The organism is Nocardia sp. NPDC051570 (assembly GCF_044454005.1).
Lineage (GTDB): Bacteria > Actinomycetota > Actinomycetes > Mycobacteriales > Mycobacteriaceae > Nocardia.
Map to the genome: position 1 here is coordinate 267,893 of NZ_JBITDI010000010.1, position 12,788 is coordinate 280,680.

Annotated in this window: 16 protein-coding genes; 4 read left to right on the forward strand and 12 right to left on the reverse strand. The window is 68.2% G+C overall.

The genetic code is table 11. The features are described from left to right. Positions 1 to 4: 4 nt before the first annotated feature. From ACIA76_RS25610 to ACIA76_RS25640, 7 genes are all read right to left on the reverse strand, one after another. The gene (locus ACIA76_RS25610) at positions 5 to 403 is read right to left on the reverse strand and encodes an NUDIX domain-containing protein (protein ID WP_397154848.1); all 399 of its coding nucleotides are present in this window, start codon (positions 401 to 403) and stop codon (positions 5 to 7) included. 15 nt (positions 404 to 418) lie between these two features. Next, positions 419 to 949, reverse strand: a complete 531-nt coding sequence (locus ACIA76_RS25615; protein ID WP_397154850.1) for a hypothetical protein — start codon at positions 947 to 949, stop codon at positions 419 to 421. 64 nt (positions 950 to 1,013) lie between these two features. Next, positions 1,014 to 1,814 carry a family 1 encapsulin nanocompartment shell protein gene (locus ACIA76_RS25620; RefSeq protein WP_397154852.1) on the reverse strand — a complete coding sequence of 267 codons (801 nt, stop codon included), beginning with the start codon at positions 1,812 to 1,814 and terminating at the stop codon, positions 1,014 to 1,016. Further along, complete coding sequence (locus ACIA76_RS25625) at positions 1,811 to 2,824, reverse strand: Dyp-type peroxidase (protein WP_397154854.1); 1,014 nt, start codon at positions 2,822 to 2,824, stop codon at positions 1,811 to 1,813. The genes ACIA76_RS25620 and ACIA76_RS25625 overlap by 4 nt, the downstream gene beginning before the upstream one ends. 69 nt (positions 2,825 to 2,893) lie before the next feature. Next, the gene (locus ACIA76_RS25630) at positions 2,894 to 3,220 is read right to left on the reverse strand and encodes a cupin domain-containing protein (RefSeq protein WP_397154856.1); all 327 of its coding nucleotides are present in this window, start codon (positions 3,218 to 3,220) and stop codon (positions 2,894 to 2,896) included. Positions 3,221 to 3,340: 120 nt separating this feature from the next. Next, positions 3,341 to 3,820 carry a dihydrofolate reductase gene (locus ACIA76_RS25635; protein WP_397154858.1) on the reverse strand — a complete coding sequence of 160 codons (480 nt, stop codon included), beginning with the start codon at positions 3,818 to 3,820 and terminating at the stop codon, positions 3,341 to 3,343. Beyond that, on the reverse strand, positions 3,817 to 4,617 hold the full coding sequence (locus ACIA76_RS25640; RefSeq protein ID WP_397154859.1) for a thymidylate synthase: 801 nt from the start codon (positions 4,615 to 4,617) through the stop codon (positions 3,817 to 3,819). The genes ACIA76_RS25635 and ACIA76_RS25640 overlap by 4 nt, the downstream gene beginning before the upstream one ends. A 20-nt stretch (positions 4,618 to 4,637) precedes the next feature. Here ACIA76_RS25640 and cobF point away from each other — a divergent pair, with 20 nt between their 5' ends. Next, positions 4,638 to 5,411: a precorrin-6A synthase (deacetylating) gene (gene cobF, locus ACIA76_RS25645; protein WP_397154861.1), complete on the forward strand. Its 774-nt coding sequence runs from the start codon at positions 4,638 to 4,640 to the stop codon at positions 5,409 to 5,411. A 39-nt stretch (positions 5,412 to 5,450) separates the two neighbouring features. Here the strand turns inward: cobF and ACIA76_RS25650 are convergent, their stop codons facing one another. Together ACIA76_RS25650 and ACIA76_RS25655 are read right to left on the reverse strand one after the other, a co-directional pair. Then, on the reverse strand, positions 5,451 to 5,882 hold the full coding sequence (locus ACIA76_RS25650) for a VOC family protein (RefSeq protein ID WP_397154863.1): 432 nt from the start codon (positions 5,880 to 5,882) through the stop codon (positions 5,451 to 5,453). Positions 5,883 to 6,021: 139 nt separating this feature from the next. Then, entirely contained in the window at positions 6,022 to 6,978 is a 957-nt protein-coding gene (locus ACIA76_RS25655; RefSeq protein WP_397154865.1) for a GlxA family transcriptional regulator, read from the reverse strand. Between the two features lie 230 nt (positions 6,979 to 7,208). Between ACIA76_RS25655 and ACIA76_RS25660 the strand changes: the two genes are divergently transcribed. Continuing rightward, positions 7,209 to 8,075, forward strand: coding sequence for an Fpg/Nei family DNA glycosylase (locus ACIA76_RS25660; protein WP_397154867.1), 867 nt, complete (start codon positions 7,209 to 7,211; stop codon positions 8,073 to 8,075). Positions 8,076 to 8,201: 126 nt separating this feature from the next. Here ACIA76_RS25660 and ACIA76_RS25665 read toward each other — a convergent pair whose 3' ends face one another. The 3 genes from ACIA76_RS25665 to ACIA76_RS25675 all read right to left on the reverse strand — a co-directional run bounded on the left by ACIA76_RS25665 (position 8,202) and on the right by ACIA76_RS25675 (position 11,535). Next, entirely contained in the window at positions 8,202 to 9,704 is a 1,503-nt protein-coding gene (locus tag ACIA76_RS25665) for a carboxylesterase/lipase family protein (RefSeq protein ID WP_397154869.1), read from the reverse strand. A gap of 16 nt (positions 9,705 to 9,720) precedes the next feature. Next, entirely contained in the window at positions 9,721 to 9,966 is a 246-nt protein-coding gene (locus ACIA76_RS25670; RefSeq protein ID WP_397154870.1) for a DUF2630 family protein, read from the reverse strand. A gap of 138 nt (positions 9,967 to 10,104) precedes the next feature. Further along, complete coding sequence (locus tag ACIA76_RS25675; RefSeq protein WP_397154872.1) at positions 10,105 to 11,535, reverse strand: PLP-dependent aminotransferase family protein; 1,431 nt, start codon at positions 11,533 to 11,535, stop codon at positions 10,105 to 10,107. A 71-nt stretch (positions 11,536 to 11,606) separates the two neighbouring features. On the opposite strand from ACIA76_RS25675, the gene ACIA76_RS25680 reads away from it, so the two are divergent. After that, on the forward strand, positions 11,607 to 12,302 hold the full coding sequence (locus ACIA76_RS25680) for a pyridoxamine 5'-phosphate oxidase family protein (RefSeq protein WP_397154874.1): 696 nt from the start codon (positions 11,607 to 11,609) through the stop codon (positions 12,300 to 12,302). A gap of 106 nt (positions 12,303 to 12,408) precedes the next feature. Continuing rightward, positions 12,409 to 12,786: a PLD nuclease N-terminal domain-containing protein gene (locus ACIA76_RS25685; RefSeq protein WP_397154876.1), complete on the forward strand. Its 378-nt coding sequence runs from the start codon at positions 12,409 to 12,411 to the stop codon at positions 12,784 to 12,786. Positions 12,787 to 12,788: the final 2 nt, after the last annotated feature.

The window sequence follows — 12,788 nt, forward strand, 5'->3', positions numbered from 1 at the left end:
CGATCTACCAGTCGATCAGGTCGAGTTCGTGCAGGCGGCGGAAGACCAGCATCGAACCGGGGGCGACGTGCGGCATGGTCTCGTATTCGCCGCCGGTGAAGTAGCGCAGCTCGGCCACCTCGCTGGTGGGGCGCGGGTCGCCGGTGAGATCGGCGGTGAAGCAGGTCATATGCATCCGCACGCCCGGGGCCTCGCCGTAGGCCTGGCATTGGAAGACGCCGAACTCGCGATGCGTGGCCACCTGGACGCCGAGCTCCTCGCTGACCTCGCGGTAGAGCGCCTCGACCGGGGTCTCGCCGGGATCGATCTTGCCGCCCGCCATGTAGAAGACGTCCTTGTGGGCCGACCGAGCCTGCAGCAGCCGCCGATCGCGGACGTAGGCCAGCGTGGCCGTGTGGATCATCGTTCTCCTTCTCATTCAGTGCACCGGCGGCGCGAGCCTCCAGTGCTCGTGCAGCGCCCGGGCGATATCGGGCAGGATCGTCACCGGAATCTGCTTGTGGCGCAGCATCGTCCGGATCTGGACGACCTGTTCGCGTTTGCGATGCTCGTAGGCGTTGGAGATCGGGCGGATCACCGGCGGGATGTTCAGCAGGACCAGTTCGCCGTGCGGTTCGTCGCCACCGGCCAGATCCAGCGCCAGCGACCAGCGGGCATGCTCGTCGAGCGCGAACCGCCCGGCCACCACGCGATGCCAGTCGATACTCGTCTCGGCCCACGGGGTGCGGCAGTAGATGGCGCGCTCGGTGAGCAGCACCACGTCGCGGCCGAACAGCGCCACCAGCAGCGTGACGCCCGCGACCGAACCCGCGAACAGCCCGGTGACCATCCGGTTCAGCCCGAACGCGCCGACGAAGGCGCCGCAGACGATCACGATCGTCAGCACCCCGAGCGAGCCGTAGAGCACCGCCCGCTGTCCGGACACGACGCCCGCCCGCACCATCCTCATCTCGACCTCCTGGCTACCGCGCGTCACCACCGTACCGGGAGTTCGAGCTCTGGTTCGGGTCGAATTACGACCGCAGCGCGACCGCCGCCTCGGCGGTGTAGACCAGGAATGTCAGGCTCTGCTGGAAGTACAGCCGCACCGTCTCCGCGTCGTGCGACAGATAGCCGATCGAGAGATCCTGTCCCAGTTGCAGATCGAAGTCGCCGCCGCGGGTGGTGAGCACGAAGGCACCATCGATCGCGGGCGCCCAGATGATCTGGCCGTCGGGAATCAGCCGCTCGATATGGGTGCGGATCGGATGGCCGTGATCGGAGGTCTCGCTGACCTGGGTGTAGAGATCGGCGCTGAGCAGCACCGAATACGGCCCGTCCACACCGGCCAGCCGCAGCGCGCTCAGTGCCTGGGCCACCGCCTCGGGGACCAGGCGCGGATCGCCGGGCAGCGCGATCGGCCGATTGGACGAGGCCGCCCGGATGCCGGTGATACTCGCGGCCGGATAGCTCTCGAAGATCGCGCGATCCTCGGCGAAGGCGATCTTGCGCGCGGCATCCTTCACCGGATCCAGATCGGTGTCCCGCGCGCCGCGTTCGACGTTGTCGAGTTCATTGCGCGAGAGCGTGAACGGCACCCGCAGCTCCACCAGCGGGGCGACCACCCGCTGCCGGGCCTGTACGCCCTCGGCGGGCGCATCGATCGAGGTGGTGCGACCCAGTCCGACGGCCGAATGGGCCGTGCCGTGCGGGCCGGACAGATCGACGACGCGGCGACCGGCGATGTGCCGCTTGAACGTCCGGGTCGCCTCTTCCTCGATCGCCGACCAGGCCTCGGACGTGATCGGCGCGAGTTCGCGATGCAGATTGTTCATGCGTTGCTCCTTTTCATCGTGCCGATACCGAGAGAGCCGTCCCCCGGAGGCGCGGCAACAGCTGATTCCGGGGCCGTCGCCGCGGGCGGATCCGGAAGGTCGTCGAAGAATTCCAGCGCCGGCGCGAAGAACGAGGTGCCGGTGACGGCGGTGGAGAAATCGAGGATGCGGTCGTAGGCGGCCTGATCGCTGCCGAGGAACATCCGCACCAGCATGCGCTCGGTAACGCTCGGGGTGGCGGCGTAGGCGACGTAATACGTGCCGAATTCGCCCTCGCGGACGCTGCCGAAAGGCATGTTGGCGCGCAGGATCTCGCGTTCGGTGCCGTCCGGATCGATCAGCGTGTTCACCGCGACATGCGAGTTATCGGGCTTGTCCTCGTCGGACAACTCGAAGTCGCCGAGTTTGGTGCGCCCGATGACGAGCTCCTGTTCGCCCGTCGACAGCGCGTTCCAGGTATCGAGATCGTGCAGGTACTTCTGCACGATCACATAACTGCCCCCGGCGAATTCGGGATCGGCGTCGCCGACCAGCGCCGCCGAGGCCGCGGCCTTGCCCTCCGGATTCTCGGTGCCGTCGACGAAGCCGAGCAGGTCGCGCTGTTCGAAGTAGCGGAAGCCGACCGTCTCGTCGACGAGGGTGGCCGCGCCGCGCAGCCGCGCCCCGATGGTCATCGCCAATTCGAAGCAGGCGTCCTGGGATTCGGCCCGAATGTGGAACAGCAGATCGCCCGGGGTGGTGGGGGCGCGGTGGCGCGGGCCGTCGTAGCCCGGGAATTCGTGCAGCTCAGCCGGTTTCGGACCGGAGAACAACCGATCCCAGGCCGCGGCGCCGATGCCCGCGATGACGGCGAGGCCGGTACCGGGCAACCGGAAACCGATCGAGCGGCGCAGGCCCTGCAGATCGGCCAGTAGCTCGCGAACGACCGGCTCACCTCCCTCGTCGACGGTGGCGACCAGGAAGATCGCGGCCCGCGTCAGCGGATCGAGGACCGGTTGCGGCTCACTCATGATCGTCAGTCTATGGGTCGGCACCGACACATCGGCCGAGTGGTTGCGGGGCGGCTGCTCGATCGCGGACTACTTCGCGACGGTCAGGAGGAACGCGACATCGTCGATGGCCTTGACGCTGTGCCGCGCGTCCGGGATCACCAGCAGGTCCCCCGGTGAGCCCTTCCATTCCTTCGCGCCGCTGATCAGCGTCAATGTGCCGCTGAGTACCTGCAGGGTGGCCTCGCCGGGATTCTCGTGTTCGGCCAGGCTCTGGCCCGCGGTCAGGGCGATCACGGTCTGGCGCAGGCTGTGGGCGTGGCCGCCGCAGAGGGTCTGGGAGCTGCGTCCGCTCGTGGCCGCCGCGGCCAGCTTGAGTTGCTGTCGAGCGACCGCGGTGAGCGATTTCTTGTCCATGGACAACCTTTCACGGATCAGCCGAGAGCGAGGCCCGAGGGCGCGGACCGAATAGTCGTGAGTATGCCGGACGAATACCTGTGGCTCCGGCGGTTTCGCCGTTGCGATTTCGCGTCGGTCTCAGCGCACGTATTGCAGAAAGCGATAACGCGGGCCGCTCGACGACTCGCGCCACCCGCTATCGGAGCCGATCGTCCACTCGGGTCCGATCGGCGGTGCGTACGCATCGCCCGCGATATCGGAATCGATCTCGGTCACCATCAGTTCGGTGGCGTAATCCATTGCGGCCCGGTAGATCTCGCCGCCGCCCATCACCCATACGGTGTCGGCGTCGGCGAGTTTCAGCGCCTCTTCGACCGAACCCGCCCGCTCGGCTCCCGTGGCGGCCCAGTCGAACTGCCGGGTGACGACGATATTGCGCCGGCCCGGCAGCGGCCGGAATCGCGCGGGCAGTGAATCCCACGTGCGCCGGCCCATCACCACCGGATGTCCGCCGGTGACTTCCTTGAAATGCGCCGTATCCTCGGGCACGCGCCACGGAATCATGTTGTCGACTCCGATGACGCCCCGCGGTGTCTGCGCCCAGATCAGTCCGATCACACCGCGACCGGAGCCTTGATCGTCGGATGATGCTGGTAGTTCACGATCTCGACGTCCTCGTAGCGGTAATCGAACAGCGTCGGCGCCGGATGCAGTCGCAGCTGCGGGAACGGATAGGGCGTGCGGCCCAGCTGTTCGGTCACCTGCTCGACGTGATTGTCGTAGATGTGGCAATCGCCGCCGGTCCAGATGAAGTCGCCGGGCAGTAGCTCGGCCTGCTGCGCGACCATATGCGTCAGCAGCGCGTAGCTCGCGATGTTGAACGGCACGCCGAGGAACAGATCCGCGCTGCGCTGATAGAGCTGGCACGACAGCCGCCCGTTGGCGACGTGGAACTGGAAGAACGCATGGCAGGGCGCGAGCGCCATCTTGTCCAATTCGGCGACGTTCCAGGCGGATACGAGGATGCGCCGGGAGTTCGGATCGGTGCGCAGCGTGTGCAGCACCTGCGCGATCTGATCGATATGGGTGCCGTCCGGGGTGGGCCAGGAGCGCCACTGCACGCCGTAGACCGGGCCCAGCTCGCCGTCGGCGTCGGCCCATTCGTCCCAGATCGTGACGCCGTGCTCCCGCAGCCAGCGCACATTCGAATCGCCGCGCAGGAACCACAGCAACTCGTAGACGATCGACTTCAGGTGCACCCGCTTGGTGGTGATCAACGGGAAACCGGCCGACAGGTCGTAGCGGAGCTGATGGCCGAAGATGCTGCGGGTGCCGGTGCCGGTGCGGTCCGATTTCGCCGTCCCGTCTGCCAGCACGTGTCGCAGCAGGTCCTCGTACTGGGTATCGATGCCCATGACTGGCAAGCTTACGCATCGTGCGGAAGCTGTTCGTGATCGGAATCGGGGCCGGCGATCCGGACCAGGTGACCCTGCAGGCCGTCGCGGCCCTGCGGCGGGTCGACGTGTTCTTCGTCATCGGCAAGGGCGAGGGCAAGCGGGAACTGCTCGATGTGCGCTCGGCCATCCTCGACGCGCATGTCGACCACCCGTATCGGGTCGTGCGGATCGACGATCCGCCGCGCGAGCGGACCGTGGCCGCCGCGGCGGACTATCGCGACGTGGTCGAGGACTGGCACGAGCGCCGTGCCGCGCTGCTGGCGGAGGCCTTCGACCGGACCGAGGGCGTGGGCGCGATCCTGGTGTGGGGCGATCCGTCGCTGTACGACAGCACGCTGCGGATGGTCGAGCGGGTGGCGGCGCGGGGCGCGGCAAGGTTCGACTACGAGGTGATCCCGGGGATCACCAGCGCCCAGGCGCTGGCCGCGCGGCATCGCATCGTGCTGCACGAGATCGGCGAACCGGTGCACATCACCACCGGGCGCCGGATTCGCGAGGAGGGCGTCGCGGCGGGGCGGTCCACGCTGGTGATGCTCGACGGGGAGTGTTCGTTCACCCAGGTGCCGGGCGATGATCTGCACATCTGGTGGGCCGCGTATCTGGGGATGCCGGACGAGACCTTGATCGAAGGGCCGTTGCGGGCGGTGGAGGATCGAATCATGCGGTGCCGAAACGAACTTCGCGAGCGCAAGGGCTGGATCATGGATATCTATCTGCTGCGCCGAATCGTGACCCCCGCGCTCGGGGAATGAGCGCGGGGGTCTGTGCCGCCGTGGATCTCGAGTGCCGTATCAGTCCCGGCCGGGCAGCCGCGTGGTGATTTCCTGGACCAGCCATTCATTGCCATCGGGATCGTTGAACGAGACGAACGACCCGTAGCTCGCGCGCTCGGGGTCGGGACCGCTGAGCCGTGCCGCCTTGGGGAACGGCGCACCGTGGAAGATCTCGCTCGCGTCGATGCCATGGCTGACGAGTTCCTTACGGGCCGCGTCGATATCGGAGACGACCAACCCTCCTTGGACCGAGCCGGGCGCGGTCGTCGTGATTCCCGTGCCGAAGGTGATCGAGCAGGCGGAGCCCGGGGGCGTGAACTGGATGAGGCGAACGCCGTCCGCCGGGGCGACGTCGTCGTCGAGCCGCCAGCCCAGGTGCTGGTAGAACTGCTTGGATCGCTCGGCGTCGAGCACGGGGATGATGTTGACCTCGAGGTGCATATCGACCATGTCGAACTCCTCTTTCATCGACCGCCGGGGATCTTCCCCGGCATGTAATGACGCTAGGTCGCTGATCGGCGCGAGGTCAGAGGCGGAAACGACATCTTTGATATGGATTCCGACATGCGGGTCGCGAGGGTGTGGCGGGTCAGATGCCTCGGAGGGCAGTGGTCGTCTTGCCGGTGCGTTCGCGCAGGAGCAGGCGCAGGGTGTGGGGATGCTCGTAGCCGACTTTCCTGGAGATGGCTTCGAGGGACAGGTCGGTGGTGCGCAGCAGATGGGATGCCTGTTCGACCCGGAGGGCTTGGACGAAGCGAATGGGCGAGGTCCCCAGGGTGCGCTGGACGGTACGTTGCAGTGTTCGTTCGCTGACGCCGAGGGATTCGGCGGCGTGCGGGATGCTGACGGGCTCGGCGAGACGTTCGCGGACCCAGCGTTCGAAGGCCGCGACGAGAGGATCGCTCTGCGCCAGCGCGCTGGGGATGGTGTAGGCGGATTGCGACGGGCGGTCGTCGATCACCAGATAGCGGGCCACCTGGTCGGCCAGCGCGGGGCTGCTCGTCCGGACGACCGCCAGGGCGAGGTCGACGTGTCCGAAGGCCGCACCCGCGGTGACGATGCCGTCGGAGGTGACGACCATTCGGCTGTCGTCGAGGTCGACCCTGGGGTACCTCGTCCGAAAGGCCGGCGCGAGCCACCAGGTCGTCGTCGCGCGCAGGCCGTCCAGGATCCCCGCCTCGGCCAGCAGGAAGGTGCCCGCACACGCCGAGGCGATCGGGGTGCCGCGCTGTCGAGTTCGGGAGATCAGGGTGCGCAGGGGAAGCGACTCATCCCCGTCGAGGAAGTCGAGCACCTCCGCAGGACCGCGTGCGGCCCGGGCGGGGACGATCAACAGATCCGCCGACTCGGCACGTGCGAGGGGCTCAGTGGGCACGAGATGTCCGGCTCCGGTCCGCACCATGGCGTGGACGCCGACCGTCGTCACATTCCAGGACGGAGACTGGGAGGTCTGTTCGCGCACCGCGTTGGCATGGTCCAGCACATCCAGGATTGCCGCGAGCCCGGAGTCGAATACGCCGTCGCAGGCCAGAACCGCGATCTCCATGGCGGTAATCATAGCTATCGTGCCGTTTCCGCCACCGGTCCGTGTCAGAGCTCGAAGGCTCTCGATCGATGATGGCGTCCGGTCGCGCGAGCGGGCTCGAATCACGAGCGCTCTCCGAGCCGTCGCCGAAACCGTTCGTAGATAAGCAGATTCGATGATCGGCTACGACGAATCCGACGCCGTCCGCGGATGAACCGTCGCGCGTCGGTGGGGGCCGGTAGGCTGCGAGTGTGCCCGAACTGCCGGAGATCGCGGCGCTCGAGCGGTTCCTCGCCGAGCATGCGGTGGGCGCGGTCGTCGGGCGGGTGGATGTCGCGGCGCTGAGTGTGCTGAAGACGTTCGATCCGCCGGTGACCGCGCTGTCCGGTCGCGACGTCACCGGGGCGGGGCACTGGGGTAAGCATCTGGGGATGAACTGCGACGGGCTGTGGTTGATCACGCATCTGTCGCGCGGTGGCTGGCTGCGCTGGATCGATGAGCCGAGTGCGACGCCGCCCAAACCGGGCAAGGGACCGCTGGCGCTGCGGGTGCACTTCTTCACCCCTGAGGGGGCGACACCGGCATTCGATCTGACCGAGGCGGGCACCAAGAAACGGCTCGCGGTGTGGATCGTGGCGGATCCCAAGGCGATTCCCGGCATCGCCCGGCTGGGCCCCGATGCCCTCGAGGTCGGCGAGCGGCAGTTCGTCGAGCTGCTGCGCGGCACCTCACAACGACTGAAGACGGCGCTCACAGATCAGGCGCTGCTCGCGGGCATCGGCAACGCCTATTCCGATGAGATCCTGCACGCCGCGAAGCTGTCTCCCTTCGCGACGGCGTCCGCCCTGGACGAGGACAAGGCCGTACAGCTCTACGCGGCGATGCGCGCGGTGCTCACCGATGCGGTGAACCGATCCGTCGGGCAGGACGCCGCCCGCCTCAAGGGTGAGAAGCGCTCGGGCCTGCAGGTCCACGCCCGCACCGGCCAGCCCTGCCCGGTCTGCGGCGACACCATCCGCGAAGTCGCCTACGCCGACAAGTCCTTTCAGTACTGCCCCACCTGCCAGACCGGCGGCAAGATCCTCGCCGACCGCCGCATGTCCCGCCTCCTGAAGTAGCCCCCGCCGCTCGCCGGCGCTCGCGGCGGGGGACCTGGGTGGGTGGAAGCCGGAACCCAAATGCACCCGCATCGGTTCGCTTCGGCGTACCGATCACTTGGGGCCCGGCTCCCGCCGGCACGGTGGTCAATCCAGTGCCGGGACCTTGATGCCTTCCCATGCAAGACGTTTCGTGTGGTCCGGGTCGATCTCTACTCGGGACGGGTGGTCGATGATTCTGGTGTTGCGGTGTTGTTCGGTGTAGGCGGGCCAGGTGTCGCGTGGTGTGCCGGTGCGGGCGAAAGTCAGCCAGTGGTCCTGGAATTCGCGTTGGACCGACAGGAAGCCGCGATAGCCGCCGGCCAGTGTCAGCGAGCGGCCGATGGGGGAGTCGACGCCGCCGAAGACCGGGATCAGGTCGAAGGCGTGGGTCGCGCCGAAGCCGCTGAGCCGGACCGCGCGGGGCGCGTAGTCGAATCGGTAGACATAGGTCGGCGCGTGGCGGCTGTGACCCTGAGCCACGGCGACCGTCGGCCGCCAGAAGACGAAGTCGCCGCCCATCCGGACCGCCACCCGGGCCGCCGGATAGCCGGGATAGGCTGCCACGACGCGGAATTCGACGTCGTCGCCACATCGCGCCAAGGCCCGATGCAACTGTTCGGGGGTCGTCGGCAGGGTTCGGTCGAAGCGCGTGAACAGCGTCGCCTCATCGCGGTTGGTGCCGATGATCAGCGGTACGGCGTGGGCGCTTCCCTCGGCGATGGCATCGATCGGCGCGCGCGGCAGATAGTCGCCGTCCACGACCGGCGCCGCGGGAAAACTGCCCGGCTGCCGCGACAGCGCCGCGGCGATCGCCCGATCCACGGCCTTGCGAATATCGTTGGCGCCGGCCGTGGTCAGCGCCTCGGCGGCGTCCTGCGTTGTGGCGCCGAGGTTTTCCAGACAGCGCCGCGCGAAGATCCGCGCCTCGTCGGCGTCGACGGCCCAATCCGCGGGCGCGCTCTGCGCGATGCCGCGATGGAACAGTCCGGCGGCCGCGGGCGTCGCCAGCAGCGACACCACCGCATGCGCACCCGCCGATTCGCCGAAGATCGTGACATTGTCCGGATCGCCGCCGAAGGCCGCGATATTGCGACGCACCCACCGCAGCGCCGCCACCTGATCGCGCAGGCCCAGATTGGAGTCCAACGGCCTACCGGGAGTGGAGAATTCGCTGAAATCGACATAGCCGAACGCGCCCAGTCGATAGTTCATCGACACCACGATCACATCGCCGCGCTCGGCCAGCCGCGCGCCCGAATACAGCGACAGCGCCGAGGTGCCGATGACATAGGCGCCGCCGTGGATGAACACCAATACCGGTCGCGGCGTCGACGACGGCGTGACCGGTGCGGTGACGTTCAGAGTCAGGCAATCCTCGCCGGTCGGCTGGACGTTGCGCGGGCCGATGCGGGCGCCGGTGCGATGCTGCATGGCGGCGAGGCCGAACCGGGTGGCATCACGCACACCCGCCCAGGGCGTCACCGGTTGCGGGGCGCGAAAACGCAGATCGTCGATCGGCGCCGCCGCATACGGAATCGACCGCCACCGCAGCGTGCGGCGGCCGCGATGACCGCGGACCACGCCGTCGGCGGTCGTGACTTCTACCATCTACGAATGGTAGACCTTACTGCAGGTAGCCTTCGACCTGCTTGGCCGAGTTGGCCTGCGCCTCATCCGGATCCACGCCCTGATCGATCCGCGCCCGCCGCTGCCGCAGCAGATCCCAGCACTGATCCAGCATCACCTCGAGATCGGCCAGCCGCTGCCGCTCGATCTCCGGATCCAGCTCCTTGCCCACCGCCTTGGATCGCAGCTCGTGCTCCTGATCCACCAGATCCTTGATGCGAGCCAGAATGTCCTGTTCGGTCATGCGGTCCATGCTACGGCCGATCTTCGCCGGGCCCAGGACTTCGGCCGGACGTTCCGCTGCGCGTCGGATCGGTGGCGTGCATTCATGTGGTTAACCTGTGGCAATGAATAGGGGCGTGGGTATCGAGGCGGGGGTCGATTACCTCGCCGCGCGTTTCGCGGGTCTGCCCGAGGGCGGATCCTGATCCGAAAAACCCTCTCGGACAAGATAATCCGCGACGATGCGCACGGCCCCGGGTAGATCGGCGCGGGCGACGGCGGCGTAGCCGAGCGGAATGCCGAAGGTGAGCTGCGGCCCGATGTGATGACGGCCCAGGCCCTCGAGCAGGATGCCGCGCCGCCGGGCCGCGGCGACGACCCGCCGCTCGGCGGCCGCCGAGGGCAGCGGTGTCACCAGATGGCTTCCGGCATCGTCGCCGACGACATCGCAACCCCGGCTACGCAACTCGTCGACGACGATCGCCCGGCGCGGCGGCATATCGCGGCGTAATCGGCGCAGGTGCCGGGACAGATCGCCGTGGCGAGCCAGCTCGACCACCACCTGCTGACCGGCCGCGGCGGGCCCGGTGCCGGTCGTCTCCCGGTGCGACAGCACGGCTTTCGTGATCCGCGGCGGCCCCACCAGCCAGCCGATGCCCAGCACCGGCGCGAGGATCTTCGAGGTCGTGCCGAGGTGGACGACCACATCCGGGCCGAGGGTGGCCAGCAGCGGCAAAGGTGCCGTGTCGTAGCGCAGTTCGCCGTCGTAATCATCCTCGATGACCAATGCGCCGGTGCGCCGGGCGAATTCGATCAGCTCGATCCGGCGGGCCGCGGGCATCCGGGCGCCGAGTGGAAACTGATGTGCCGGAGTGCAATACACCGCATCGACGCCTGCCGGGATATCCTCGACCCGCAGCCCGTCGCCGTCCACCGGTACCGGCAGCACCCGCACACCGGCCGCACGGAACGCGCCGACCGCCCGCTGATATCCGGGATCCTCCATGGCGACCGTGGCGCCCGGCCGCAGCAGCGCGGCGGCCAGCTCACCCACCGCATGGCTGGCCCCGCTCGTCGCCAGCACCACGGTATCGCTCCCCGCGCCGAGCCCGCGATGCCGCAGCAGATGTTCGGCGACGGCGACCCGGTATTCCGGATCGCCCGCTCTATCCCTGCGCACCAACGGAATTCGGTCACCGGCCGCGCGCCAGGCCCGCCGCCATGCGGCGCGATCGATCGCCTCGACACAGGGTGCGCCCGCGCCCAGGTCGAGACAGGTGTCCTCGGGGTCCGGTTCGGTGGCGACCCGGCGGCGCTCGGGCCGTGGCGCGGGTGAGGCCGTGAGATAGGTGCCCGAGCCGTGGCGGCCCGACAGCCAGCCCTCGGCGTGCAACTGGTCGTAGGCGGCGGTGATCACGGTGCGACTCACGCCCAGCCGGGCGGCGAGGGCGCGCGAGGACGGCAGTCGATCCCCGGCGCGCAGCGGGCCCGCGGTCGCGGCGGCGCGCAGACCGTCGGCGACCTGGACCGCGAGCGGTGTGGGTGCGGTGCGGTCGATGATCAGCGGGAGTTCGTCCAGGGCGTTGCTCATCCGTAGTGGCCTGTCGGAATTTCGATGAATTGGCCATTCAAGAATGCCATTTCATCGGGGAATCTGATCTCATGACCGAGTCAGTTATCGCCCGGACCCCGCTCTCGCCGTCGCCGCGCAGCACCCTGACCCGCTATCGCGAGCGTGCTGCCGCCGATCGCGGCGATCTGGATGCGATCCTCGACGCCGGACTGCTGTGCCACGTCGGGGTGGTGCTGCACGGCGCGCCCGTCGTGCTGCCGACCGTCTACGGCCGCGACGGGGACATCCTCTATCTGCACGGTTCCACCGGCGCGGGCAATCTGCGGGCGGCGTTGAGCGGCGATGTCTCGGTGGCGGTCACGCTGCTCGACGGCATCGTCTACGCGCGCTCGGCCATGCACTTCTCCATGAACTACCGTTCGGCCGTCATCCACGGCCGCCCCACCGAGGTCACCGATCGCGAGGAACGCCTGCACGCGCTGCGCGTCATCGTCGACCACAACGCGCCCGGCGCATGGGGCATCGTCCGCCCGCCCACCAACAAGGAGATGGCCGCCACCCGGGTACTGGCCCTGGACCTCACCGAGGCCTCGGTGAAGACCCGCGCCGGGGACAGCGGCGACGATCCCGACGACCTCGACAACGGTGTCTGGGCGGGCGTCCTCCCGGTGCATCAGAGCTTCGGCGCGCCGGTACCCAACGCCGATCTCACCCCGGGCATCGATATCCCGGATTACGTGCGCGACCGGGTCGCACCGGATCGCATTCCGGCGATGGAGAGGTAAGCAAGATCACCAATTTGGTCATCCGACCTGGTTACTGCACACTAGCCACTAACTGTTGACACCGAGCGCCGGCGGGGGGATCACCGCGGCATCGAGGAGGTGGCGTATGCCGTATGCGGCCGTCGGACTGATCACTCTGGTCCTCTGGGTGTACTGCCTGATAGACGTGATCACGAGCCCGGAATCGGAGATCCGCCAACTGCCCAAGGGGCTGTGGCTGATAATCGTGATCCTGATACCCACGATCGGCGCGCTGTTGTGGTTGCTGATCGGTCGCCCGATCACGACCACGCCGCGGTCCACGACTCGGGCCTATCCCGAGTACGACCGCCCGGGTCGCTATGTCGCGCAGAATCCGGAGGACGACGAGGCGTTCCTGCGTCGTCTCCGGGAGCGCGCCGAATCCCAGCGGCGCGAGGCTCGCCGCCAGGAGGACGCCCGCCAGGCCGACCTCGACCGCCGCCGCGAGGTCGGGGACCTCTGACC

What these genes read in the sequence shown, in the direction of transcription:
- ACIA76_RS25610 (WP_397154848.1), bottom strand. Translation starts at nt 403, where the DNA reads ATGATCCACACGGCCACGCTGGCCTACGTCCGCGATCGGCGGCTGCTG.
- ACIA76_RS25615 (WP_397154850.1), bottom strand. Translation starts at nt 949, where the DNA reads ATGAGGATGGTGCGGGCGGGCGTCGTGTCCGGACAGCGGGCGGTGCTC.
- ACIA76_RS25620 (WP_397154852.1), bottom strand. Translation starts at nt 1,814, where the DNA reads ATGAACAATCTGCATCGCGAACTCGCGCCGATCACGTCCGAGGCCTGG.
- ACIA76_RS25625 (WP_397154854.1), bottom strand. Translation starts at nt 2,824, where the DNA reads ATGAGTGAGCCGCAACCGGTCCTCGATCCGCTGACGCGGGCCGCGATC.
- ACIA76_RS25630 (WP_397154856.1), bottom strand. Translation starts at nt 3,220, where the DNA reads ATGGACAAGAAATCGCTCACCGCGGTCGCTCGACAGCAACTCAAGCTG.
- ACIA76_RS25640 (WP_397154859.1), bottom strand. Translation starts at nt 4,617, where the DNA reads ATGGGCATCGATACCCAGTACGAGGACCTGCTGCGACACGTGCTGGCA.
- ACIA76_RS25650 (WP_397154863.1), bottom strand. Translation starts at nt 5,882, where the DNA reads ATGGTCGATATGCACCTCGAGGTCAACATCATCCCCGTGCTCGACGCC.
- ACIA76_RS25655 (WP_397154865.1), bottom strand. Translation starts at nt 6,978, where the DNA reads ATGGAGATCGCGGTTCTGGCCTGCGACGGCGTATTCGACTCCGGGCTC.
- ACIA76_RS25665 (WP_397154869.1), bottom strand. Translation starts at nt 9,704, where the DNA reads ATGGTAGAAGTCACGACCGCCGACGGCGTGGTCCGCGGTCATCGCGGC.
- ACIA76_RS25670 (WP_397154870.1), bottom strand. Translation starts at nt 9,966, where the DNA reads ATGACCGAACAGGACATTCTGGCTCGCATCAAGGATCTGGTGGATCAG.
- ACIA76_RS25675 (WP_397154872.1), bottom strand. Translation starts at nt 11,535, where the DNA reads ATGAGCAACGCCCTGGACGAACTCCCGCTGATCATCGACCGCACCGCA.
- ACIA76_RS25680 (WP_397154874.1), top strand. Translation starts at nt 11,607, where the DNA reads ATGACCGAGTCAGTTATCGCCCGGACCCCGCTCTCGCCGTCGCCGCGC.
- ACIA76_RS25685 (WP_397154876.1), top strand. Translation starts at nt 12,409, where the DNA reads ATGCCGTATGCGGCCGTCGGACTGATCACTCTGGTCCTCTGGGTGTAC.